This is a genomic window from Kitasatospora sp. NBC_00458 (assembly GCF_036013975.1).
Lineage (GTDB): Bacteria > Actinomycetota > Actinomycetes > Streptomycetales > Streptomycetaceae > Kitasatospora.
This window is the reverse complement of sequence record NZ_CP107904.1, coordinates 6908968-6932941: the sequence shown is the minus strand read 5'-3', so window position 1 is coordinate 6932941 and position 23974 is coordinate 6908968. Positions and strand designations below refer to the sequence as shown.

Here is a 23974-nt window from a genome sequence, read left to right as displayed (position 1 = left end):
GCCCCCGGGGCGGCGCCGCAGCCCGGCGGGCGCACGGCACCGGCTCTCGCCAGACTCTCGGGCGCTGAACTAGGGTCGCCGTATGATCCGGTCCCCCCGCAGACGCTCCCGCATGGCCGAAGGCCTCCCGCCCATCACCGCGGAGAAGATCGTGGCCGCCGCCCTGGAGCTGACCAGGGCGCATGGGCTGGACAACTGGTCGATCCGGCAGCTGTCGGGGGCCCTCGACGTGTGGCCGGGCGTGATCTACCACCACATCGGCGACCGCGACGCCGTGGTCGCCGAGGTCACCGACGCCGTCGTCGCCGCCATGCCCGTCCCGGACCGGGACCTCCCCTGGCGGCAGTGGTTCACCGAGCTCCTGGTCGACGGGCGGGCGGTGATGCGGCAGCACCCGGGCGTCGCCCGCCGGATGTGCCTCGTCGGCCCGACCGTCCCCGCCGCCCTGCCCGCCATCGACACCGGGGTGCACATCCTGGAGCGCGCCGGATTCGGCGCGGACGCCGCCCCGGTCTACCGCTACCTGTTCGACAGCGCCTTCCTGCTGGTCGCGTCCGAGGACGACCGCGCCGCGACCCCGGCCGCCCGGTACGACCCGCACGACGTCCTCGCGGCGTACGAGGACTCCACGGACCACCCCGGCCTGGCCTCCGCGGCCCGGTACGCCCGGTACACCCGGGAGCGCGCCGCCGGCGGGCGGACCGCCGAGGACGCCGCCGCCGCGTTCCACGCCTTCACGGTCGCCCGCGCCCTCGACGGCGCCGAGGCCCTCCTCCCCCGCTGAGCCGCGGCCCCGCGGCCCCGCGCACCCGTAGCCCCAGGCCGCGAAGACCTCGACGGCCGCACCCTCGGCGCTCCCACCCCCGCTCCCCGCTCCCCGCCTCCGTCGGACGGGTGCCTCCGCCCAGCCCGACCGATGTCACCTGATCAGGTGACAGGCCGTCACCGGGCCCCGCGCCGCTCGTGGGCGCGTCCCCCGGTCGGTTGCACTTACCGGCATGCGCATTCCACATCGAACCGGGCGAATCGTTTCGTCGCTCGCCCTCCTCGCAGGTACCCTGCTGGGCGGCGGCCTGCTGGCCACACCGGCGCAGGCCGCGATCTCCTTCACCAAGAGTGTCGACAAGGCGACCGCCTCCCCCGGGGAGAACGTCACCTTCACCCTCCGGTACACCTGCTCGGTGACCGAGTGCACCAACGGGGAGATCATCGACACCCTGCCGGCGAACATGGAGTTCGTCGGCTGGACGCCCGACCCGTCCACGGTCGACGAGGCCGGTTCGACCGTGCCCGCCCAGGGGGCGATGGGCGGCACGATGGACATCAAGCTGAAGAGCCTCAGCCCGGGGACGACGGCCACCATCACGGTGGTGATGAAGTACCCCAACTTCTCCACCCCCGACGGGACCGCCTCGACCAACGCGGCCACCATGACGGCCGACGGGGAGACCTCCCAGACGGCGACCGCCGACACCAAGGCCGCGGTGCAGCCGCAGTACACCGTCACCAAGGGCGTCCAGACCTCCAGCAGTGACGGGCGGACGGTCACCTTCCAGTTCAGCACCTGCGCCACCGACCTGGTCCCCAACGTCGACCTCACCACCAGCCGGCTGCTCGACACCCTGCCGCCCGGCGCCGTGGTCGACACCGGCCGCTCACCCGGCTGGTCCCCGGTCGCCCCCGGCCCCAACACCTGGGGCTACGACATCGGCGAGTTCGTCTCCGGCAACGGCCGGGGCGGCTGCCGCCTCCCGGGCGTCCTGGTGGTCAACTTCCCGGAGAGCGACTTCCCCAACGGCACCAGCGCCACCAACACCACCGACCTGCTCGGCTCCCCGCTCGGCGAGCCCGAGCGGCAGCTGGACGACGACGCCGCCACCACCGGCACGTTCCAGCCGCCGGCCACCGGCGTCGTGGTCACCGCGAGCAAGGTGTGGCAGTCGACCGTCGCCTCCGGGGACATCAACTCCTTCAGCCTCTCGGCGACCAACACCGCCGGTCCGGCCACCAGCCTGACCATGACCGACCCCGGCGCGGGCACCACCGAGGGCCTCTACAACTGGATCTTCCCGCAGTCGATCCAGCTGGAGGCGTGGAACCCGACCAGCATCGGCCTCACCCTCGACTACCGGCTCGACGGTGACCCGACCTGGCTGACGTTCACCCCCGGCAGCCCGTTCAACGGGTCCGCCCCGCGGCGGGTCACATTCGCCGAGGGTGCGGGCGACCCCGCCTCCGACACCCTGGGCATCCCCGTCGGCCGCTGGCTCGACGGCCTCCGGTTCACCTGGAACGGCCCGATCCCCACCGGCTGGAGCCCCGGGAACTCCGTCCAGCTGGTGACCCAGGTCTCGGCCGTCGGCCACGACGGGCGCCCCGCACCGACCCCGCTGACCAACTGCCTGGACACCAGCGCCACCGACGGCACCGCCAGCGCCGGCGCGAACGCCTGCGCCTCCACCACCGTCACCCAGGGCACCAACCTGGGCGCCGCCAAGACCACCGTCGCCGGCTCGCTCACCTCCCCCGGCGGCAAGGTCACCTTCCAGGTCACCCCGTACAACCGCAGCGCCCACCCGCTGGACCGCCCGCTGGTCCTGTTCGACGTGCTGCCCGCCGGCCTGGTCTACGTCGAGGGCTCGGCCCGGCCCGACCCGAACTACCCGGACGCCAAGGCACCGGAGTCGATCACCGTCAGCCCCGGCCCGAACGGCAGCCAGGTCATCCGGATGCAGTGGCCGGCCGGCGCGCCGGACATGATGTACCTGCACGACGGCCTGGCCTACCGGATGCTCTTCGACGCCATGGTGGCCGGCAGCGTACGGGGCGGCACCCTGAACAACGAGGTCTACGTCACCGTCGACCAGCCCACCCAGCCGGTCACCTGCATGAGCAGCGGCTTCGACAGCGGCGTGCCGGACGTGCTCGACCTGAACTCCAACGGCAACACCACCGAGATCCTCTGCCGCGCCAGCTCGGGCGTCGAGGTGCAGGTGCCGTCGGTGCTGCGCTCCTTCAAGGAGGTCAAGGGCGACCTCGACTCCGACTACGTCAGCCTGGGCTCCACCACCCCCGGCGGCGGCATGTCGTACCGGATGACGGTGCGCAACGACTCGCCGGACCCGGTCACCGAGTTCATCGCCTACGACAAGCTGCCCGCCCCGGGCGACAACTACGTGCTGACCCAGGACGCGCCGCGCGGCAGCACCTGGACGCCCTCGCTGAGCGAGGCGATCACCAGCAGCGACCCGACCGTGGTGATCGAGTACACCACCAACCCCAACCCGTGCGTGGAGAGCGTCCTGGTCGACCGGGCCGGCTGCGACGCCGCCGCCGTGTGGACCACCGCCTTCCCCGGCCCGGGAACGGCGACCTGGTTCAGGATCCACCGCGCGGGCACCCTCGCCTCGGGCGCGTCCTTCACCCTCACCTGGCCGATGGTCGCCCCGGTGGACGCTCCCGACGACGAGTACGCCTGGAACAGCTTCGCCTACACGGCCACCGACTCCAGCGGCCGGCAGCTGCTGCCCGCCGAACCCGCCAAGGTCGGCGTGGCGATCAAGCGGACCACCCCGTCGAACAACGCCCTCGGCGACCTCGTCTGGCAGGACCTCGACCACTCCGGCATCCAGAAGCCCGGCGACCCCGGCATCCCCGGCGTGACGGTGAAGCTGCTGGACGGCAACGGCCAGCCGGTCCGGGACAAGGACGGCCGGCCGGTCACCACCGTGACCGACGCCGACGGCCGCTACCTGTTCGACAACCTTCCCGACGGCACCTACCAGGTCCAGTTCGACCTGGCGACCCTCCCCGCGGGTGCCACCGTCACCACGCGCGGCCAAGGCGGTGACCCGGCCAAGGACTCCGACGCGGACCCCGCCACCGGCACCACCCAGACCGTGACGCTCTCCGGCGGCCAGCGGAACCTCGACCTGGACATGGGCGTGGTGCTGCAGACCTCCAGCCCGTCGCCCTCGCCGAGCCCGTCACCGTCGCCCTCGCCGTCGCCCAGCCCGTCCCCGTCGCCGTCTCCGTCCCCCTCGCCGAGCCCGTCGCCGTCGCCCTCGCCGTCGCCGAGCCCGTCACCCTCGCCCAGCCCGTCCCCGTCCCCGTCCCCGACCGGCTCCCCCAGTCCCTCGCCGAGCCCGACGTCGAGCCCGAGCCCGACGCTCACCCCGACCCCGACCCCGACCCCGAGCCCGACCCCGACCCCGACCCCGACCCGCACTCCGACCCACTCGCACTCGCACACCCACTCGCACTCGCACAGCGCGACCGCCACCGGGACGGCGAGCGTCCCGCCGAGCCACACCAAGCACCCGGGCCCCCCGTCGGGCAGCCCGTCGCTGCCGGGCACCGGCGGCCAGCCCGGACCGCTGCTGACCCTCCTCGGCGGCATCGCCGTCCTCGGTGGCCTGGTGCTCTGCCTGGTGGCCTACCGTCGACCCGGGAGGCACAGCTGACCCACCGCTCCGGTCGGTGACCGACCGCTGACCGACCGCTGAACAGACCGGTCGGACGGAGCAGGACCCCGGTGGCGCCGCAGAACTGCGGCGCCACCGGCGCGTCCGCCCCCGTACACGAATTCCGTCCCGGACACCTGTCGATCACCCGGGAACGGCGAGTCGGACGCCGGCTCCGCGTAGGGTTGGTGGCTCCCCTCCGGTCGCCGATCCGCAAGGAGCCTCAGCGCAGTGTCCGACACCTTCGCCCACCTGCATGTCCACACCGAGTACTCGATGCTGGACGGGGCAGCGAAGAACGGCAAGCTCTTCGCGGAGGCCGAGAGACAGGGCATGCCCGCCATCGCGATGAGCGACCACGGCAACATGTTCGGCGCCTACGAGTTCTTCCACAGCGCCGCCAAGACCGGCGTCAAGCCGATCATCGGCATCGAGGCGTACGTGGCACCCGGCTCGCGCTTCGAGAAGAAGCAGGTCTTCTGGTCGCCCGGCGGCCAGCGGCCGAGCTCGGACGGCGAGGGCGGCAAGGACGTCTCCGGCGGCGGCCGCTACACCCACATGACCATGTGGGCACAGAACGCCACCGGCCTGCGGAACCTCTTCAAGCTCTCCTCGCTCGCGTCGATGGAGGGCTACTACATGAAGCCCCGGATGGACCGCGAGCTGATCGCCGCCAACGCGTCCGGCATCATCGCCACCACCGGCTGCCCGTCCGGCGAGGTGCAGACCCGGCTGCGGCTCGGACAGTACGAGGAGGCGGTCAAGGCCGCCGGCGCCTACCAGGACATCTTCGGCAAGGAGAACTACTTCCTGGAGCTGATGGACCACGACCTGTCCATCGAGCGGGACGTCCGCGAGGACCTGCTGCGCCTCGCCAAGCAGCTGGACATCCCGCTGCTGGCCACCAACGACTCCCACTACGTCACCGCCGACCAGGCGGACGCGCACGACAGCCTGCTCTGCGTCGGCGTGGGCAAGAACAAGGACGACCCGAACCGCTTCAAGTTCCAGGGCACCGGCTACTACATCAAGACCGCCGCCGAGATGCGCGAGCTGTTCCGCGAGCTGCCGGAGGCCTGCGACAACACCCTCGCGATCGCCGAGCGGATCGAGCCGTACGACGAGGTCTTCAACTACGTCGACCGGATGCCCCAGTTCGACGTGCCCGAGGGCGAGACCCAGGCCTCGTTCCTCCGCAAGAAGATCGCCATCGGGCTCAAGGCGCGCTACGGGGACAGCCCGAGCCAGGAGGTCCTGGACCGGGTCGAGCTGGAGATGGGCGTCATCAGCCCGATGGGCTTCGACGCCTACTTCCTCGTGGTCGCGGACATCTGCCAGTACGCCCGCGACAACGGCATCCCGGTCGGCCCGGGCCGAGGCTCGGCGGCCGGCTCGATGGTCTCGTACCTGACCCGGATCACCGAGCTGGACCCGCTGGAGCACGACCTGCTGTTCGAGCGCTTCCTCAACCCCGAGCGCATCAACCCCCCGGACGTCGACATCGACTTCGACGACCGCCAGCGCGACCAGATGGTGCGCTACGTCACCGACAAGTACGGCTCCGCGTACACCGCCCAGGTGAACACCTTCGGCACCATCAAGGCCAAGGCCGCGGTCAAGGACGCCAACCGCATCCTGGGCTACCCCTTCGCGATGGGCGACCGGATCACCAAGGCCATGCCGCCGGACGTGATGGGCAAGGGCGTGCCCCTGGCGGACCTCTTCAACGAGAGCCACTCCCGCTACAACGAGGGCACCGAGATCCGGGCGCTGTACGCGAACGAGCCCGACGTCAAGAAGATCATCGACACCGGCCTGGGCATCGAGGGCCTGATCCGCGGCACCGGCGTGCACGCCGCCGCCGTCATCCTCTCCTCCACCCCGCTGCTCGAACTGATCCCGCTGCACAAGCGGGACAAGGACGGCGTGATCATCACCGGCTTCGACTACCCGTCGTGCGAAGCCATGGGCCTGATCAAGATGGACTTCCTGGGTCTGCGGAACCTGGGCATCATCGACCACTGCATCAAGATCGTCAAAGCCAACCGGGGCGTCGACGTCGACATCGAGAAGATCGCGCTCGACGACCCCACCACCTACCAGCTCCTCTCCCGCGGCGACACCCTGGGCGTGTTCCAGCTCGACGGCGGCCCCATGCGCGCCCTGCTGCGCCTGATGAAGCCCACCGAGTTCGCCGACATCTCCGCGGTGTCCGCGCTCTACCGGCCCGGCCCCATGGGCATGAACTCGCACACCAACTACGCGCTGCGCAAGAACGCCCAGCAGGAGATCATCCCGATCCACCCCGAGCTCGAAGCCCCGCTCAGCGAGGTCCTCGGCCCGACGTACGGCCTGATCGTCTACCAGGAGCAGGTGCAGCGAGCCGCGCAGGTGCTGGCCGGCTACAGCCTCGGACAGGCCGACCTGCTCCGCCGCGCGATGGGCAAGAAGAAGAAGGAGGTCCTGGAGAAGGAGTTCATCCCCTTCCAGGCCGGCTGCCGCGAACGCGGCTACTCCGACGAGGCCATCCAGGCGGTCTGGGACGTCCTGGTCCCGTTCGCCGGCTACGCCTTCAACAAATCGCACTCCGCCGCCTACGGCCTGGTGTCGTACCAGACCGCCTACCTCAAGGCGAACTACCCCGCCGAGTACATGGCCGCCCTGCTCACCTCGGTGGCGGACGACAAGGACAAGATGGCGGTGTACCTCGCCGAGTGCCGCCAGATGGGGATCAAGATCCTCTCCCCCGACGTCAACGAGTCGGTGGTCGACTTCACCGCCGTCGGCAGCGACGTCCGCTTCGGCCTGAAGGCGGTGCGCAACGTCGGCGTGCCCGTCATCGAGTCGCTGGTGAAGACCCGCGACGAGAAGGGCAAGTACACCTCGTTCCCGGACTTCCTGGACAAGGTCGAGCTGGTGGTGTGCAACAAGCGCACCGTCGACTCGCTCGTCAAGGCCGGCGCGTTCGACTCCCTCGGCCACACCCGCCTCTCGCTCAGCACCGTCCACGAAACCGCCATCGACGCCGTCACCGGCCTCAAGAAGCAGCAGGCGATCGGCCAGGACGACCTCTTCGGCGCCCTGGAGTCCGACGCCGGATCCCCGGCGATCGGCCTGGACTTCCAGCTCACCGACCGCGAGTGGCCGCGCAAGCAACTGCTCAGCCTGGAACGGGAGATGCTCGGCCTGTACGTCTCCAGCCACCCGCTGGACGGTGCCGAGCACATCCTCTCCCGCAACCGCGACACCTCGATCGCCGAGCTCATGGGCTCCGGCCGCACCGAGGGCGAGGTCCGGCTCGCCGGGCTGATCACCGCGGTCGACCGCCGGATCAACAAGGCGGGCAACGCCTGGGCGATCATCACCCTCGCCGACCGCGACGGCTCGGTCGAGGTGCTGTTCTTCCCCGCCACCTACAACCTGATGGCCGACCAGATGGTCGAGGACAACGTCATCTCGGCCAGGGGGCGGCTCAACGAGCGCGACGGCAGCCTGAGCATCTTCGGCCAGGAGATCACCACCCTCGACGTGTCCTCCGCCGAGCTCGGCACCAAGCCGCCCGTCCAGATCAGCATCCCGATCGGGAAGATCACCCCCGACGTGGTGTCCGACCTCAAGCTCGCCCTCCAGGACCACCCGGGGGACGTGCCGGTCCGGCTGCTCACCACGGGCTGGGACCGGAGCATCCTGTACGAGCTGGGCTTCCTGGTGAACCCGGAGAACGGCCTCGCCTCGGACATCAAGACCCTGTTCGGCACCCAGGCCTGGCAGGGCACGGTCTGAGGCCCGCGCCCGCGCCCCGGCCCGCGCAGTACGACTGCGGTTCACGGGCCGGGGCGGGAGCTGCGGTCAGGGCCGGGGCGGCGGTCAGGGCCGGGGCGGGGGCTGCGGTCAGGGCCGGACGGCGCGCCTCCCCCGGCGGTGCGGCCACAGCGCCAGGCCCACGCCCCAGCTCGCGGCGACCAGGCCGACCAGGGCCACCGGCCGGGACCACTCGCCCGCCGACGACGGTGCGAACGCCACCGGCAGCACCAGGCAGGACGCGGCCAGCGCGGCCCACGCGCGGGCCGGTCCGACGGTCCGGCGGTGCGCGCCGAAGGCGTCGAGGAGCAGCAGGTAGCCGGTGAGCAGCACGGTCACGGCGAGCGCCCGCCAGAACGGCGGCTCGCCGAGTGCGGCGAGCAGGACCGACCCGGCGGCCAGCAGGGTGGTGCGGGCCGCCGTCAGCCGGGCGGGCCAGGTGGTCGCGCGGACCGGCAGGCCCTCGGCTCTCGGGGCGGCCCAGAAGCCGAGGACGGCGGCCACCACCGGGGCGGCGGCGCCGAACCGGTCCGTCGCGCCGCCGAGCGCGGCGGTCAGGGCCAGGGCGGTGCCGGTGCAGCGCACGGCCGTGCGCTGGATCCGGCGGGCCCGGACGGTGGACGTGCGCGGGGGTCCGGCCTCGACGGCGGCGGCCGTGGCCGCGTCGCGGTCCGTCTCCGTGGCCGCATCGGTGCCCGTGCCCGTGTCCGTGTCCGTGCCCGGGCGGGTCTCCGGCCCGGTCGTGCCGGTGGTCGGCCCGGTGGCCGGGCCGGCGGCGCCGGTCGTGGTGCCGGTCGTGGTCGTGTGCTGGCTCGTGGTCACCGGGCCGGCCTCCCGATCCGGCGGCGCAGCAGGGGCGCGAGTCCCAGGTCGAGCGCCTCGCCCGGGGTGTGGCGGGCCACCGGAATGCCCCGCCCGCGCAGCGCCGAACGCATCGCCTCGCGTTCGGCGCGCCAGAGGCGCAGCGCGAGGGTGTCGACCTCGTCCCCGGGGTCGGCCGCCGGTTCGCCGGCCGGGACCTCGACCACGACGAGCGGGTTGCCGCGCTCGCGGACCTGGCCGAGCACGTCCAGGATCCGCTGGTCGGCCAGCGGGGTGAAGGCGTACACCAGTGCGTGGCCCGGCAGGGCGGCCAGGGGCAGGCGCGGGAGGGCGGGGCCGCGGTGGCGCCGGTCCTGGCGGACCTCCAGCACGCTCTCCACCATGCGGTAGAACTGGCGGTCCCCGGTGGCCGCGGTGAGCCAGCGCAGGTCGCCGCCGACCGCGATCAGGCCGACCCGGTCGTGCCGCCGCAGGTAGGCCCGGGCCAGTCCGCCGGCCGCGCGCAGGGTCTCGTCCAGGCTGGAGAGGCCGGTGACGGCGTCCCGGACGTCGGCCAGGGTGTCCAGCAGGACGACCGCGTCGGCGGCGCGTTCGGCGGCGAACTGGTTGATCTGGACGGCGTCGCGGCGGGTGGTGGACGGCCAGTGGATGCGCCGCTGGCGCTCGCCCGGGACGTGCGGGCGCACGCCGACGACCTCGACCCCGGTGCCCTCGTGCGCGGTGATGTGCTCGCCGATCCGTTCGGGCAGGCGGACCGGGATCGGGGTCAGGCGGGAGGCGCTCGGCACCGGGAAGACGTCGACCTCGCCCAGGTCGGCGCGCACCGTCCGGCGGGCCAGGCCGCCGGAGTCGTAGACGTCGAGGTCGAGGGTGCCCAGGGTCCAGCGGCCCCAGCTGCCGGCCCTCAGGACCAGGTCGAGCGTGTCGTCGCCGATGGTGAGGGCCTCCAGGGTGAGGCCGGGGCCGAAGGCGAAGGTCGGGTCGAGCGGGCCGATCCGGCCGTCGTGCCGGACGGTCACCCGCACGGTGACCTGCTCGCCCTCGAAGCAGCGGCGCGGCTCGGCGGTGCTCTCCGCGGCCAGCTCCGAGGGGCGGCCGTTCCCGGGGGCGGCCAGGGCGAGCAGCACGGCGGGGCCGGCCGCCAGGGCGAGCAGCCAGGGGTGGCCGGTGACCAGGGCGGCGACCGCCGCCACGGCCGCGACGGTGAGCAGCCGCAGGGTCTGCTCACCGGCCCGCCAGTGCGGGGAGGGCGGGGACTTCGGGAGTCCGGCTTCGGTGGCCCAGGCGCTGCGGGTCAGCACGCGGAGGGTGACGGCGTCCGCGGTGGCGGCGGGGGTGGCGGGCGCGGCGGGGCCGTCCGGCCCGGCGGTGGCGGGCGGTGCGGCGTCAGGCGGCGCGGCGGCGGCCGGTGGTGCGGCGACGTCAGGCGGCGCGGCGGTCACCGCGTGCCGCCCGGCGAACCGTCCGCCGCCGCGCGCGGCACGGTCTGCGGCGCCGGCACCGAGTCGACCAGCCGCGCCATCACGTCGTCCGTCTCGACCTGGCGCACCCACAGCTCCGGCCGCAGCGTGAGGCGGTGGGCCAGGGCGGGCACGGCGAGCGCCTTGACGTCCTCCGGCGTCAGGTAGTCGCGGCCCTCCAGCATGGCGCGGGCCCGGGCCAGCTGGATCAGCGCGAGGCCGCCGCGGGGCGAGGAACCGACCTGGACCTGCTGGTCGCCCCGGGTGGCGTCGATCAGCGCGACCACGTAGTCGACGAGGTCGTCGTCCACCTCGACCCGCTCCACGGCCGCGCGCATGGCGAGCAGCTCGGCCGGGCTGCTGACGGGCTCCAGCACCGGTTCGGGCGCGGACCGGTCCAGCCGGGCCCGGAGCATCGAGGCCTCCAGCCCGGTGGACAGGTAGCCCATCCGGACCCGGAGCACGAAGCGGTCGAGCTGGGCCTCCGGCAGGGAGTAGGTGCCCTCGTACTCGATCGGGTTGGCGGTGGCGATCACCGCGAAGGGCTGCGGCAGCCGCCGGGTGGCGCCGTCGACGGAGACCTGGCCCTCGGCCATCGCCTCCAGCAGCGCCGCCTGGGTCTTCGGCGGGGTGCGGTTGATCTCGTCCGCCAGCAGGAGCTGGGTGAAGAGCGGGCCGGGCCTGAAGACCATCTCCCCGCTGCGCCGGTCGTAGAAGGGGGCGCCGGTGACGTCCGAGGGCAGCAGGTCGGGGGTGAACTGGATCCGGCGGAAGTCGAGGCCGAGGGTGGTCGCGAAGGAGCGCGCCAGCAGGGTCTTGCCGAGCCCGGGCAGGTCCTCGATCAGGACGTGGCCGCCGGCCAGGACGCCGAGCATGACCAGGTGCAGGGCTTCGGACTTGCCCACCACGGCGCGTTCGATCTCCTTGACCACCTCGCGGGCGCGCAGGCCCGCCTGGTGCGGCGTCAGGACGATCGCCCCGGCGGGCGCGTCCCCCGCGGTGTGCGGGGCGTGCGCGGCGTCCGGGTCGGCGGGGGCCTGGGGTACGGCGGTCATGACTCTCCTGAGTGGCTACTGGTCCGGTGTCGTGGTGGGGGCGCCCGGGGTGCCGGGGAACCGGGCGCGGTGCGGGTGGTGCCGTGGGCGGCCGGGGCTGCCGCGGCAGCCCCGGCTACAGGGATTCGAGCCGGCCGACGAGGGCGTGGAGGACCGGGGCCGGGATGTCCTCGGACGGAGCCGGGGCGTCCGGGTCGATCCACGGCCAGAGCCGGGGGCCGAGCAGCTCGGCGGCCCGCTCGCGGTCGGCGGGCAGGGTGAGGCCGTGCGCCTCCGACAGGCGGGCGGCGAACAGCCGTTGGAGCCGGCCGCGCAGGGCCTGGCCGTCGCCCTGCGGGTCCAGGCCCTGGCGGACGGTCCAGCGCCAGTCGCCCAGTCCCGGCTCGTACGCCTCCAGCAGCCGCGGGCGGCTGCGCAGCCCCTCCTCGCCGAAGCCCGCGCCGGCCACGTACCGGCCGGTGAGCAGGGCGGTCGCGATCAGCAGGACCGCCCCGGCCCCGGCGGCGGGGAGGCCGCCGACCAGGCCGAGCACGACCTCGGCGAGCACGGCCGGTACGGCCAGCTCGATCAGACTGTGCCGGACCGAGCCCGGCGTGACCTTGACCTCGGGGCCGCGCGGGCGCCGGTCCGCGGCGGACCGGCGGGGCCGGGCGGCGCTCACCGGGCGTCTCCCGGCGCACCGGCGGGGCCCGCCCCGGCGACGGCGGGGGCACCGTCGGCCCCGTCCGGCCCCGGGGGACCGTCCGCCCGGGCCTCCAGGCGGGCGGCGACGGCGTCGAGGGCCGCCCGCGCGCGGTCCACGTGGGAGCCGTCCATCGGGTGGGTCGAGTAGCGGGCCTCACGGAACAGCGCGGTGAGGGCGCCGGTGTGGACGGGGTCCACCCCGTCGTGGGCCACCGCGCGTTCCAGCAGTTCCGTCGGGCTGTCGCAGTCCCGCCGGGAGATCCCCGAGACCGCCAGCGTGCCCTCCATCGCGGCGTAGCAGGCGATCACGGCGGCCCGCGCGTCGTCGCCGGTCAGCGCGCGCCGGCCGGTGTCGACCGCGGCGGCCAGCACGTCCCCGGCCCGCGGCGGCGCGGCGGGGAGCAGTCCGGGCGGCTGCCGCCGTCCGAGCCGATGCAGGCGGAACATCCGGAGGAGGACGACCACGAGCACGGCCAGCAGGGCCAGGACCAGGGCGGCGGCGAGCACCGCGAGGAGGGGCTCGACCGGGGCACCGGGCTCCCCGACGGTATCCTGGTCGTCCGGCAGCACCGGTTCCGTCGGTCGCGCCTTCGGTTCGACGGCCGGATCCGGCCGGTCGACCGCCCGGGTGTGGAGAACCACCATCAGCACCGGGACCGCGACGGCGGCCCCGGCGAGCAGCACGACCGCGGCCTCCCGCAGGCGCTCGGCCCACGGCGTCGGGCCGACCAGGTGCCGGACCTCCTCACGCAGCCGCGAGGCGAAACGCCCGACGACGACCAGCCAGCCGAGTGAGAGCAGCACCACCGGCCCGAGCGTGCGCACCGGTCCGGTGACGGCCGTCCCGAGCAGTCCGCCGTCCGGCCGGAGCGCTGCCGCGGCGAGCAGCAGCCCGGCCACGACCAGCACGACCCCCGCCACCCGTCGGGTGCCCGCGCCGGGCGCGCCCGCGCCCGGCGTCCGGTGCCCGGCCCGCGCCGCGTCGTCGTTCATACGGATACCCCCCGGCGTCCCCGTGGTGCAGACCATTGCGCACCGGAGTGCAGCTTCGCATGCCGACTGTCCCGCTGTCACGCCCCCTGCCCCGCCCGCCTCAGCCGACCCGAACTCCCCACCCCCGCAACCCGATCCGCCCCGTCGCCACCCGTGGCTCCGCGTGGCGCCCCGTGGCTCCCCGCCTGCGGACGGGGGCCGGACGGCGGTGCGGTGGTCAGCTGTGGTTGACGATGACGGAGATGCCCCAGCCGATGGCGGCGAGGACGGTGGCGAAGCAGAGGACGGCGAGCGCGCGGCCGGCCGGACCGGCGGTCGACCGGGCGCCGGCGGGCCGGGTGGCGGTGGGGGCGGTCGCCCGGGCGGGCGGGTTGAGGGCGCGCAGTCCGACGGAGAACAGGGCCGGCAGGCCGGCTCCGGCGAGGAGGCCCACCAGGAGGATCCGCCAGAGCGCGTCGAGGTTGATCCAGGAGGTCACGAGGCCGCCTCGTTCATCTCCGGTGCCGGGGTCAGTGAGCCGGTCCAGGCGGAGTTGACGTTCTCGGGTGTCACGGGCGTCCGCCGGGAGACGGCGAAGAAGGCGGTCGAGGCCAGGACCAGCAGGATGAAGATCACCACGACGCCCAGGGTGCCGCCGATCCCGTTCGCGGCCCAGTAGGCCGCGGCGCCGACCACCGCGGAGGCGGGCAGGGTGAACAGCCAGGCCACGACCATCCGGCGGGCGACGTTCCAGCGCACCACCGCCCCCTTCTTCCCGACCCCCGCGCCGAGGATCGAGCCGGTGGCCACGTGGGTGGTGGAGAGCGAGTAGCCGAAGTCGGTGGAGGAGAGGATCACGGCGGCCGAGGCCGACTCGGCGGCCATGCCCTGGGGCGACCCGATCTCGATGAGGCCCTTGCCGAGGGTCCTGATGACGCGCCAGCCGCCGAGGTAGGTGCCGAGGGCGATGGCCACCGCGCAGGAGGTGATCACCCAGGTCGGCGACTCGGCGCCGGCGTGCAGGGTGCCGTTGGCGATCAGGGCCAGGGTGATGATGCCCATGGTCTTCTGCGCGTCGTTGGTGCCGTGGGCGAGGGACACCATCGAGGCCGAGCCGATCTGGCCGAGCCGGAAGCCGTGGTCGCGCGGGCCTTCGGGGACGCCGCGGGTGAGGCGGTAGACGAGGTGGGTGCCGACCACCGCGACCGTGCCGGCGATGAACGGCGACAGGGTGGCGGGCACGATCACCTTGGAGACGAGGCCCTGCCACTTGACGGCGGAGGCGCCCGCCGCCGCCATGGTGGCCCCGACGACGCCGCCGATGAGCGCGTGCGAGGAGCTGGAGGGGATGCCGAGGTACCAGGTGGTCAGGTTCCACAGGATGCTGCCGGCCAGGCCCGCGAAGACGACGACGAGGGTGACGTCGCCGCTCTCGACCAGGCCGCTGGCGATGGTCGCCGCGACGGCGGTCGACAGGAACGCGCCGACCAGGTTCAGCACCGCCGAGAGCGCCACCGCCGCCCGGGGGCGCAGGGCCTCCGTGACGATCGAGGTCGCCATCGCGTTGCCGGTGTCATGGAATCCGTTGGTGAAGTCGAACCCCAGCGCGGTGGCGACCACCAGAGCCAGGACCGCGTCGTTGCCGGTCACGGGCCGAACCTAGCCCGTCGCCCGCACCGGTCCGGTGGTGGGAGGACCGGCGCGCCGGGTCGTCCCACGGCCGCCAGCCGATCGGACCAACGGCGCGGTCCGACCTCCCGCCGACCCGGCGGGCGGCGGTCCGGCCGCCCGGCCGGGCGCCACCCGGGCGGGCGGGCGCCCGCTACACCGGCGGCTCGGGGTAGTACTGGATGCCGTGCCGCACCTGCCGGGCGCGCTCGACCGAGTGCAGCCGGGCCACCAGGTGCAGCGCCATGTCGATGCCCGCCGAGATGCCGGCCGAGGTGACGAGGTCGCCGTCGTCCACGAAGCGCTCGTCGCGGCGGACGTCCGCGGTGGGCTCCAGCTCGGCGAGCCGGTCGAGCGTCGACCAGTGCGTGGTGGCGGGCCGCCCGCGCAGCAGCCCGAGCCGGGCCAGGACGAGCGCACCGGTGCAGACGCTGGTGGTCAGCGAGGCGGTGGCGGCCAGCCCGCGGACCCAGTCGAGGTGGTCGGCGTCCTCCAGCAGGGGGCGGGTGCCCTGGCCGCCGGGGTGCAGCAGGACGTCCGGTGCGGGCATCGCGTCCCGTGCGTGGTGGGCCTGCACGGTGAGCCCCTTGGCGCAGAGCACCGGGCCGCCGTCGCGGGAGACGCAGCTCACCTCCCAGCCGTCCTCGGGGAACTTGCGGGTCCAGTAGGAGAGGACTTCCCACGGCCCGATCGCGTCCAGCTCCTCGACCCCGGGGAAGAGCAGGATCGCGATCTGCCGTGCGGCTCCGTCGTTCATGGCCGCCATCCAAGCAGAGGGCCCGGAACACCCGCCAAGGAATTACCCCCCGTGGCGGGCACGGCGAAGGCGGCCGGGGCAGGCGGGTACAGCGGGCCAGGCGGGCAAGCAGCCAGGCGGGTCAGGCGGCCAGGCGGTCAGGCGGTCAGGCGGTCAGGCGGTCAGGCGGGCAAGTGGGTCAGGCGGGTCAGGCGGTGGCGAGGACGCGGTCGATCGCCGCCCGGCCCGCCGGGCCCCAGGTCGGCTTCCCGCCGGGCAGGCCGCGGTCCCCGGCGCGCCCGATCGCGAGCAGGTGGAGGGCGCGCAGCACCGCCCAGCCGCGGGCCCGCCGGATCATCGCCCCGTCCGCCTCCGGGTAGCCGGCGAGGAACCGCTCGTCCGCGCCGCCGGGGAGCAGCAGCCACGCGGCCGCGACATCGGTCGCCGGATCGCCGGCGCAGAGCTCGCCGAAGTCGATCACGCCCGAGATCGTGCCGTCCGAGACGACCACGTTGGCCGGGTGCAGGTCGCCGTGCAGCCACCTCGGCGGGCCCTGCCGGACGGGAGCCGCCACCGCCTGCTCCCAGACCTCGCGGACCGCGTCGGCCCGCCGGTCGGAGGCGAACGGCTGGAAGGCGTACTCGAACCCGTCCGCGAGCAGGGCGAGCGGGACCCCGCGGTCCGGGTTCTCCGGCGCTCCGGCGGGCGCCGGCCGGTGGAGCGCCGCGAGGAAGCCGGCCAGCGCGTCCGCGGCGTCCCCGGCGCGGGTGACCGGGGCGCGGTCGGCCGGCTCGCCGGGGACCCAGGTCACGATGCTCCAGGGGCGCGGGAAGAGCGCGGACGGCTCACCGGTCCGCACCATGGCGGGCACGGTCAACGGCAGACCCTGCCCCAGTACAGGCAGCCACCGCTGTTCCTTGCGCAGGAGCTCCGGGGCCCGCTCGGTGCGCGGCAGGCGCAGGGCGTAGTCGTCCCCGAGCCGCCACTGCTGGTTGTCCCACCCGGTGGCGGCGAACCGGAGGTCCAGCCCCGCCAGGTCCGGGTGCTGTTCCCGGAGCAGGGCCCGTACCGTCCGCTCGTCGATCTCCACGATCCCCATCCCCGCACCCCTGTCCGTCGTCGAACCGCCCAGCCTTCCAGATCCGGCGCACCGTCGGTCCGGCAGGCCGGTGGAGCAGCACCCCCGGCGCGCGCCGGGCACCGCGCACCGCGCGCCGGGCACCACGCACCGGGCACCGCGCGCCGCCGTCAGTAGGCGCCGAGCACGGTCGTCTCCTCCGTGCGGTCGCGGGCCGGCGGCAGGCGGCGCTGGATGCGCAGGGCCGTGTTGGCGAGCGGCCGGTAGCCGAGCGCGGCGGCGGAGGCGTACGCCCGGCCGGCGTAGTCGGCGGCGCGCTCGTCGTTGCCCAGCCGGAGCGCGGCCTCGGCGAGCCCGACCAGCGCGTGCAGCTCGGCGCGCCGGTAGCCGAGCCGGCCGGCCAGGGTGAGTGCGGCGCCGTGCCGCGCCGCGGCGGTGGCCGGGTCGTCGGCGGTGAGCGCGGCGGCGCCGGTGGCGTTGAGACACTCGGCCTCGGTCCAGCGGTCGCCGTGCGACTCCGCGGCGCGCAGCCCCTCGCGGGCCGCGGCGCGGGCCTCCTCGGTGCGCCCGGCCTCGGCGTGCAGCAGGCTCAGCCCGGTCAGGGCCAGTGCCTCGGCACGCCGGTGGTACCCGGTGCGGCCGAGCGAGAGTGCCGCCCGCAGCGACTGGGCGGCGTTGCCGGGGCGGCCGAGCGCGGCGTGCACCAGGCCGAGTTCGACCAGGGTCATGGTCTCCATCGCGGCCGTCCCGGTGGTGCGGGCCAGCCGCAGGCAGCGGGTGTAGTGCCGGTAGGCCTCGGCCGGGTCGCCGGAGTCGAACTCGGTGCGGCCGAGCGCGGCGAGCGAGACGGCGAGGCCGAGCGGGTCGCCGGTGCGGGTGTGCAGGCCGACGGCCGCGGTGAGGTGGGCGCGGGCTTCGTGGAGGGTCCCGCGGAGCCATGCGGCGCGGCCGAGCTGGTCGAGTGCGGAGGCCTCGACCTCGGGCCGGCGCAGCTCGCGGCCGAGCGCCAGGGCGTGCCGGGCGTACTCCTCGCCGGCCGTGATCAGTCCGGAGTTGTGCTTGGCGTCGCTGAGGTTGAGCAGCATGGCGGCCTCGGCCCGGCGGTCGCCGGCCTCCCGGGCGGCGGCCAGACCGGCTTCGGCGAGCCGGCACCATTCGGCGAACAGCGCGTGCTGCTTGCAGAACGCCCGGAGGGCGTCGGCGAGTTGCCAGGCGATGGGGAGCGGTCCGTACTCGGCGGTGTGCCGGACGACGGCGGTCAGGTTGGCGAACTCGGCGTGCAGGTCGGTGTGCCGTTCGCGCGGTCCGCGGTGCGGGTCGGGGGTGACGACGCCCGCCGGGTCGACGGTCCGGCGCTGGGCCCGGCCGCCGGCGCTCGCGTCGGTGGCCGTCGCCAGGTACCAGCCGAGCAGCCGGCCCAGCGCCGCGGTCCGTTCGGACACCGCCAGTTCCCGGTGGGCGCGGTCGTGGGCGAACAGCTGGAGGAGTTCGTGCGGGAACCGGTACCGGTCGGCGTCGGCCCGCTCCAGCATGTTGGCGACCTCCAGCTCGCGCAGCTGCCGTTCGGCCGCGGCCGACTCCGAGCCGGCCAGCGCGGCGGCGGCGTCCCGGGTGAAGTCCGGTCCGGGGACGAGGCCGAGCAGGCAGAAGACGGTGCGGGCGGCCGGGTGGAGCAGGTCGTAGGAGAGGCCGATCGAGCCGGCCAGTGCGGTCTGCGCCTCGTCGGGCGAGGAGATCGCGGCCACCCGGTCGACGGCGAGTTCCTGGGCGATCCGGGTGAGCGGCACGTCGGAGCGGTAGGCCGCGTTGGCGGCGACGATCCGCAGGGCCAGCGGCAGGCCTGCGCAGAGCCGGACGATCTCGTCGACGGCGGCCGCGTTGTCCCCCTGTCCCGGGCAGAGCAGGACGTCGACGAGCCGGCGCGACTCGTCGGGGGGCAGCACCGGCACGACGAGCCGGTGGGCGCCCTCGCGGGCGGTCAGGCTGACCAGTCGGCGCCGGCTGGTGACCAGTACCGCGCTGCCGCCGCCGCCCGGAAGCAGCGGCCGGACCTGGTCGGCGTCCCGGGCGTTGTCCAGGACGACCAGGACGCCGCGGCCGGCCAGCAGGGAACGGTAGAGGCCGATCCGTTCGTTGACGCCCTGCGGCACGTGCTCGGCGGGGACCCCGAGGGCCCGCAGGAAGCCGCCGAGGAGCTCGGCGGGCTCGGCCGGTGCGGCCCGGCCGTGGCCGCGCAGGTCGGCGAAGAGCTGGCCGTCCGGGAAGAGCGGTGCGGCACGGTGGGCGGCGTGCAGGGCCAGCGCGGTCTTGCCGACGCCGGCGGTGCCCTCCAGGCAGACCAGCGGCAGTGTGCCGTCGGCGGGGCAGAGCAGTTCGGCGAGACGTTCGATGTGGTGCTGGCGGCCGATGAACCCGCGTGGTCCGGGCGGGAGTTGGGCCGGTCTGGGAATGTCCGGCGCGGGCCGCCGGGCCTGCCGCCGGGGCTCCTGGTCCGGCCCGGTCCGGCGTGCCGCGGCCGGGCCGTGCTCCGGGGCCGGCGGGTGGCCGGTGTCCCTCCGCCGTCCCGGTTCCGCGGGTCCGGCCGTTCCGGCCGGGTACCCGGCGCCGTGCGGTCCGGGCGCCGGGGCCGCGGCCAGGCGCAGGACGCGCTCCTGGGCGGCGCGCAGGTGCGGTCCCGGGTCCAGGCCGTGTTCCTCGACGAGCGAGCGGCGGACCCGCTCGTACACCTCCAGCGCCTCCGCCTGCCGCCCGGACTGGGCCAGTGCCAGCACCAGTTGGGCGTGGAAGCGCTCGCGCAGCGGGTGTTCGGCGACCAGTCGGCGCAGCTCGGGGATCCGGCCGGCCAGTCGGCCCAGTTCCAGTTCCAGGTCGAAGAGGTCCTCCAGGGCGCCGAGCCGGGCCTCCGTGAGCCGCAGCCGCAGCGGTTCGATGCCGGGGCCGTCGACCCCCTGGGCCAGCGGGCCGCGCCAGAGCGCCACCGCTTCGGTGAACGCCTCGGCGCCGCCGGCGGCGTCGCCCGCCGTCCGGCTCGACCGTCCGGCGGCGACCAGTTCCTCGAACCGCTGGACGTCCACCGTGCCGGCCGGCGCCAGGACGTAGCCGGCGTCCGTCCAGGCCAGGGTGGCGAGTCCGGCCAGTGCCCGGCGCAGTCCGGAGACGTACTTCTGCACCAGGTTGACGCTCCGCTCGGGCGCCTCGGCGCCCCAGACCACGTCCACGATCCTTTCGGTCCGCACCGGGCGCCCGCTGTTGAGCAGCAGGACGGCCAGGACGGCACGCTGCCGGGGCGGTCCGAGCTCCGCCTCTTCGTGTCCGCTTCTCACCCGTACCGGTCCGAGCACCTCGAACCACACCCCACCGGTCAAAGCTTCCCCCAAAGCTGTTGCGACTCCAGCCGCACCGTGGACGCTACCACCGTGCGGGGGCCGGACCGTTGTCGTTATCGGCTTGGATCCTTGGGGCGCCGGAGCCCATTGGGCAAGGACATGTCGAGTGCGAACTCCGGCGGGCCGCACCGCCGTTGCGGCCGCCCCTCCGGCCAGCCGCCGACCGGACGTCCGATTGTGTCCTTTCTGTGCTTTTCCGGTGCACCTTCCGTCTCCTCCCGCCTCGTCCCGGTCCGGCCCCGACCCCTTCCGACCCCTTCCCGACCCCTTCCCGCGGCCTTCAGCGGCTGGTCAGTGGCCGGCCGGACAGTTGACCCCGGGCCGGGAGACACCGAAACCCCGACCAGGGACGGTGAGGGGACCGGCCCGCCGCAACGACGCCCCACCTCACCACACCCATGTCTTTCTACCCGGTAACCGACGTTGCCCACGGGGGGATCCAGCATGAACGCCACACCCGAACTGCTGCCGTCACGCGACTTCGAGGAGCACCTGACCCGCAAGCCGGTGGCCGAACTGAGATTCGACGCCACCGTGCCGCGCAGCCTGGTGCACCGCGCCGCCATCGCCGAGGTGTTCGTCACCGACTCGGCCCGGGTCGGCGACCCGGCCCCGGAGAGCGACGAACACACCTTCGAGGTGGCGGCCCAGCTGCCGCGCGGACACGTGGTCGGCGAGCGCGGCGGCGGCTACGACTTCCTGCTGCTGGTCGAGGTCCTGCGGCAGTCCGGGGTGCTGATCGCGCACCAGTACCTGGAGGTGCCGCTGGACCGCGCCTTCATCTTCAGCGCGCTCAACCTCAACATCCTCGGCCTGGAGGCGCTGCGGATCGGGTCGAGCCCGGCCCAGGCGGTGCTCTCCACCACCGTCCGCCCGCAGCGCAACCCGGCGGGCCGGGTGCTCGGCTTCGAGTTCACCGGCACCTTCTGGCTGGACGGCGTGCCCGCCATCGTCGGATCCGGCTCGCTGACCTTCGTCTCCAACCGGGCCTTCCAGATGCTGCGGGCCGGCAACCGCAAGAAGCTGGACGGGCGTTCGCCCCGCCACCCGCAGCTGCTGCGCTCCGCGCCGTCCCTGGTCGGCCGGCGGGACGCGTTCAACATCGTGCTGACCGAGCCGTCCGTCAGCGAGTCGGGCACCGCCTCGGCGCTGCTGGTCGTCGACACCGACCACCCCCACCTGTTCGACCACAAGCTCGACCACGTGCCCGGCAACCTCCAGCTGGAGGCGGCCCGGCAGCTCTCCGTCGCCGCCGTCGCCAAACTGCACGGCCTGCCCGCCGAGAGCCTGGTGGTCACGGCCTCGAAGGCCGAGTTCACCGACTTCGCCGAGCTGGACCTGGTGACCAGGGTCGCCGCCGAGGTCGGCGAGGCCACCTTCGACGGCGCGCTCGGCGCCGTCACCGTCCCGGTCGCGATCACGGTCTCCCAGGAGGGTGCCACCGTCGCCACCCTCGCCATCGAGGTGACCCAGTGGATCTGAACCGGCTCGCCCCGCCCACCGGGGGCATCGACACCGTGGTCCTCGACTACGGCGGCGTCCTGACCAACCCGCTCGCCGAGACCTTCACCGAGTTCGGCGCGCGCACCGGCCTGGACCTGCAGACCATCGGCACCGCCTTCGCCGCCGCCACCAAGCGCCACGGGATCAGCCCGATGGCCGAGCTGGAGGTCGCGGCGATCACCGAGCGGGAGTTCACCGAGCGCCTGCTGGCCGAGCTGCCGCCCGGCTCCGGGGCGGTCCTCGGGGACCGGCCGTTCGGCGAGCTCTGGTTCCAGGGCCGCCGGGCCAACTCCGAACTGGTGGACTTCGCGCTCCAGTTGAAGTCCTCCGGCTACCGGATCGCGCTGCTCACCAACAACGTCGTGGAGTGGGGCCCGCGGTGGCGGGCCACCCTCCCGGTGGCGGAGCTGTTCGACGTGGTCGTCGACTCCTCGGCCGAGCGGGTCCGCAAGCCGGACGCCGAACTGTACCTGCGGCTGCTCGCCCGGCTGGACACCCCGGCCGAGCGCTGCCTCTTCATCGACGACACCGCGGAGAACATCGACGCCGCCCGGCGGCTCGGCTTCCGCGCGGTGCTCTTCGAGAACACCGCGCAGACCGTCCGGGACGTCTCCGAGCAGCTGACCGCCCAGGCCCTGCGGGAGGTCTCCAGCCGGCTCGGACACCCCCTGGTGGAGGAGCTCGGCCGACCGGCGGGAGGGACGCTCCGATGACGGCACCGCCGCAGGTCCTCGTCGTGGGCGCCGGCCCCACCGGCCTCACCGCGGCCTGCACACTGCTCCAGCACGGCGTTCCGGTCCGCCTGGTGGACCGCCGGGAGTGCTTCACCGCCGAGCCCAAGGCCCTGGTGATGTGGAGCGGCGCGCTGGAGGCGCTGCACCGGCTCGGCGTGGCCGAGCCGGTCGCCGAGCGGGCCCTGCCGCTCAGCGGCGCCTCCTACTGGTCCAACGGGCGCCGGCTGGCCGGCGTCTCGTTCGGCACCCTGACGGACACCCGCTTCCCCGGGCCGCTGTGCGTCCCGCAGCCCGTCACCGAGGAACTGCTCTACGAGCGGCTGCTCGACCTCGGCGGCCGGGTCGAGTGGGCCACCCGGATCACCTCGGTGGAGACGGCCGGCGACCGGGCCGTGGTCCGGATGGAGACGGCCGGCGGCGCGGTCGAGACCGTCGCCGTCCCGTGGGTGATCGGCGCCGACGGGGTCCGCAGCACGGTCCGCGAGGCGCTCGGCATCCCGTTCGAAGGCAACAGCTACGACCGGGAGTTCGTGCTCGGCGACGGCCGGGTCAAGGGCGACCTGCCGCCCACCGAGGCGCAGTACCACCTCAGCCCGGACGGCGTGCTCGTCCTGGTCGCGCTGCCCGAGGGCGGCCACCGGGTCTTCTTCGACCTGCCCCCGGGCAACCGGACCGGCCCGCCGGACGACGCCGAGCTCCAGCAGCTCCTGGACGCCCGCGGCCGGGGCCGCTGGACCATCGAGGAGACCTGGTGGACCAGCCGGTTCCGGGTGCACACCAAGGTGGCCGCCCGGTTCCGGCACGGCCCGGTCTTCCTGGCCGGCGACGCCGCGCACGCCCACAGCCCGGCCGGCGGCCAGGGCCTCAACACCGGTGTCCAGGACGGCTTCGACCTCGGCTGGAAGCTGGCCGCCGTGCTGCGCGGCGCCGCTCCGGAGCTGCTGGACAGCTACGACCCGGAACGCCGCCCCACCTCGGCCAAGGCCGTCCGCAACTCGGAACGGCAGACCAAGCTCTGGCTGCTGAAGCCCCGGCCGGCCCGCGCCCTGCGCGACCTACTGCTCGGCACCCTGTCCCGCAGTGGCGCCCTGGAACGTCGCATCGTTCCGGAACTCGCCCAGCTGGACCTCGATCTGACGGCCAGTCCGGCCGTCACGCGCACGCCCGCGCCGGGTGGTCCCACCCCCGGACGACGGCTCGGTGACACCCCCCTCGACCCGATCGGCGGGGCCACGGCAACCACCCTTCACCGGTACCTCGCGACCGGCCGGCACGCCGTGCTGGTCGCGGGATCCGGGCCGGGGGCCGCGACGGCGGCCGAGGAGGCCGCCACCGAGCTGACCCGGCGCGGCGTGCGCGACCTCGCCGACGTCCTGCTGCTGCTCCCGCCGGACGGGCCCGCGCCCGTCCCGGCGGGGCCGGCGGCGTACGACCTCGCGGCCGGCCGGCTGCCCGGCGCCGGGCGGCCGGGGGCGGCGGGCCTGGCCTGCTACCTCCGCCCGGACGGGGTGGTGGGCCGGGTCGTCGCCCTGGACCGGCCCGGCCGGGTGGGCGAGTTGCTCTCCGCGCTGCCGACCGGGCAGCGCTCCGCCACCCCCGCTCCGTGAGGTAC

General features: G+C 74.5%; 16 protein-coding genes. 6 read left to right on the top strand and 10 right to left on the bottom strand.

Going from position 1 to position 23974, the window contains the following annotated elements; genetic code table 11:
• The first annotated feature begins 112 nt into the window (after positions 1-112).
• The 3 genes from OG550_RS28280 (at position 113) to dnaE (ending at position 8246) form a co-directional block, all read left to right on the top strand.
• A complete protein-coding gene (locus OG550_RS28280) occupies positions 113-784 on the top strand; it encodes a TetR/AcrR family transcriptional regulator (RefSeq protein ID WP_327682218.1) in 672 nt (223 codons plus the stop codon).
• A gap of 214 nt (positions 785-998) precedes the next feature.
• Entirely contained in the window at positions 999-4463 is a 3465-nt protein-coding gene (locus OG550_RS28275) for an SdrD B-like domain-containing protein (protein WP_327682216.1), read from the top strand.
• Positions 4464-4694: 231 nt separating this feature from the next.
• Positions 4695-8246, top strand: coding sequence for a DNA polymerase III subunit alpha (gene dnaE / locus OG550_RS28270; RefSeq protein ID WP_327682214.1), 3552 nt, complete (start codon positions 4695-4697; stop codon positions 8244-8246).
• Positions 8247-8354: 108 nt separating this feature from the next.
• Here the strand turns inward: dnaE and OG550_RS28265 are convergent, their stop codons facing one another.
• The 10 genes from OG550_RS28265 to OG550_RS28220 all read right to left on the bottom strand — a co-directional run bounded on the left by OG550_RS28265 (position 8355) and on the right by OG550_RS28220 (position 20062).
• Positions 8355-9086, bottom strand: coding sequence for a hypothetical protein (locus tag OG550_RS28265; protein WP_327682212.1), 732 nt, complete (start codon positions 9084-9086; stop codon positions 8355-8357).
• On the bottom strand, positions 9083-10528 hold the full coding sequence (locus OG550_RS28260) for a DUF58 domain-containing protein (RefSeq protein WP_327682210.1): 1446 nt from the start codon (positions 10526-10528) through the stop codon (positions 9083-9085). The genes OG550_RS28265 and OG550_RS28260 overlap by 4 nt, the downstream gene beginning before the upstream one ends.
• Positions 10525-11601, bottom strand: coding sequence for an AAA family ATPase (locus tag OG550_RS28255; protein WP_327682208.1), 1077 nt, complete (start codon positions 11599-11601; stop codon positions 10525-10527). The genes OG550_RS28260 and OG550_RS28255 overlap by 4 nt, the downstream gene beginning before the upstream one ends.
• 115 nt (positions 11602-11716) lie before the next feature.
• Positions 11717-12262, bottom strand: a complete 546-nt coding sequence (locus tag OG550_RS28250) for a hypothetical protein (protein ID WP_327682206.1) — start codon at positions 12260-12262, stop codon at positions 11717-11719.
• The gene (locus OG550_RS28245; protein WP_327682204.1) at positions 12259-13278 is read right to left on the bottom strand and encodes a DUF4129 domain-containing protein; all 1020 of its coding nucleotides are present in this window, start codon (positions 13276-13278) and stop codon (positions 12259-12261) included. Before OG550_RS28245 ends, OG550_RS28250 begins: the two co-directional genes overlap by 4 nt.
• Positions 13279-13495: 217 nt before the next feature.
• Positions 13496-13756 (bottom strand): hypothetical protein, encoded by a 261-nt coding sequence (locus tag OG550_RS28240; RefSeq protein ID WP_327682202.1) that lies wholly within the window; start codon positions 13754-13756, stop codon positions 13496-13498.
• Complete coding sequence (locus tag OG550_RS28235; RefSeq protein WP_327682200.1) at positions 13753-14907, bottom strand: inorganic phosphate transporter; 1155 nt, start codon at positions 14905-14907, stop codon at positions 13753-13755. Before OG550_RS28235 ends, OG550_RS28240 begins: the two co-directional genes overlap by 4 nt.
• 172 nt (positions 14908-15079) lie before the next feature.
• Positions 15080-15682: a DJ-1/PfpI family protein gene (locus tag OG550_RS28230; RefSeq protein ID WP_327682199.1), complete on the bottom strand. Its 603-nt coding sequence runs from the start codon at positions 15680-15682 to the stop codon at positions 15080-15082.
• Positions 15683-15869: 187 nt separating this feature from the next.
• A complete protein-coding gene (locus OG550_RS28225; RefSeq protein WP_327682197.1) occupies positions 15870-16760 on the bottom strand; it encodes an aminoglycoside phosphotransferase family protein in 891 nt (296 codons plus the stop codon).
• Positions 16761-16909: 149 nt separating this feature from the next.
• Positions 16910-20062, bottom strand: coding sequence for an AfsR/SARP family transcriptional regulator (locus OG550_RS28220; RefSeq protein WP_327682195.1), 3153 nt, complete (start codon positions 20060-20062; stop codon positions 16910-16912).
• Positions 20063-20569: 507 nt separating this feature from the next.
• Between OG550_RS28220 and OG550_RS28215 the strand changes: the two genes are divergently transcribed.
• From OG550_RS28215 to OG550_RS28205, 3 genes are read left to right on the top strand one after another with little or no spacing between them, the layout of a single operon-like run.
• Positions 20570-21607 (top strand): ScbA/BarX family gamma-butyrolactone biosynthesis protein, encoded by a 1038-nt coding sequence (locus tag OG550_RS28215; protein ID WP_327682193.1) that lies wholly within the window; start codon positions 20570-20572, stop codon positions 21605-21607.
• Positions 21598-22341 carry an HAD family hydrolase gene (locus tag OG550_RS28210; protein ID WP_327682191.1) on the top strand — a complete coding sequence of 248 codons (744 nt, stop codon included), beginning with the start codon at positions 21598-21600 and terminating at the stop codon, positions 22339-22341. The genes OG550_RS28215 and OG550_RS28210 overlap by 10 nt, the downstream gene beginning before the upstream one ends.
• Entirely contained in the window at positions 22338-23969 is a 1632-nt protein-coding gene (locus OG550_RS28205) for an FAD-dependent monooxygenase (RefSeq protein WP_327682189.1), read from the top strand. The genes OG550_RS28210 and OG550_RS28205 overlap by 4 nt, the downstream gene beginning before the upstream one ends.
• Positions 23970-23974: the final 5 nt, after the last annotated feature.

Bases quoted from the DNA above. Each gene is read 5' to 3' on its own strand.
- OG550_RS28275 (WP_327682216.1), top strand. From the start codon at position 999: ATGCGCATTCCACATCGAACCGGGCGAATCGTTTCGTCGCTCGCCCTC.
- OG550_RS28280 (WP_327682218.1), top strand. From the start codon at position 113: ATGGCCGAAGGCCTCCCGCCCATCACCGCGGAGAAGATCGTGGCCGCC.
- OG550_RS28245 (WP_327682204.1), bottom strand. From the start codon at position 13,278: ATGAACGACGACGCGGCGCGGGCCGGGCACCGGACGCCGGGCGCGGGC.
- OG550_RS28230 (WP_327682199.1), bottom strand. From the start codon at position 15,682: ATGAACGACGGAGCCGCACGGCAGATCGCGATCCTGCTCTTCCCCGGG.
- OG550_RS28255 (WP_327682208.1), bottom strand. From the start codon at position 11,601: ATGACCGCCGTACCCCAGGCCCCCGCCGACCCGGACGCCGCGCACGCC.
- OG550_RS28205 (WP_327682189.1), top strand. From the start codon at position 22,338: ATGACGGCACCGCCGCAGGTCCTCGTCGTGGGCGCCGGCCCCACCGGC.
- OG550_RS28225 (WP_327682197.1), bottom strand. From the start codon at position 16,760: ATGGGGATCGTGGAGATCGACGAGCGGACGGTACGGGCCCTGCTCCGG.
- OG550_RS28215 (WP_327682193.1), top strand. From the start codon at position 20,570: ATGAACGCCACACCCGAACTGCTGCCGTCACGCGACTTCGAGGAGCAC.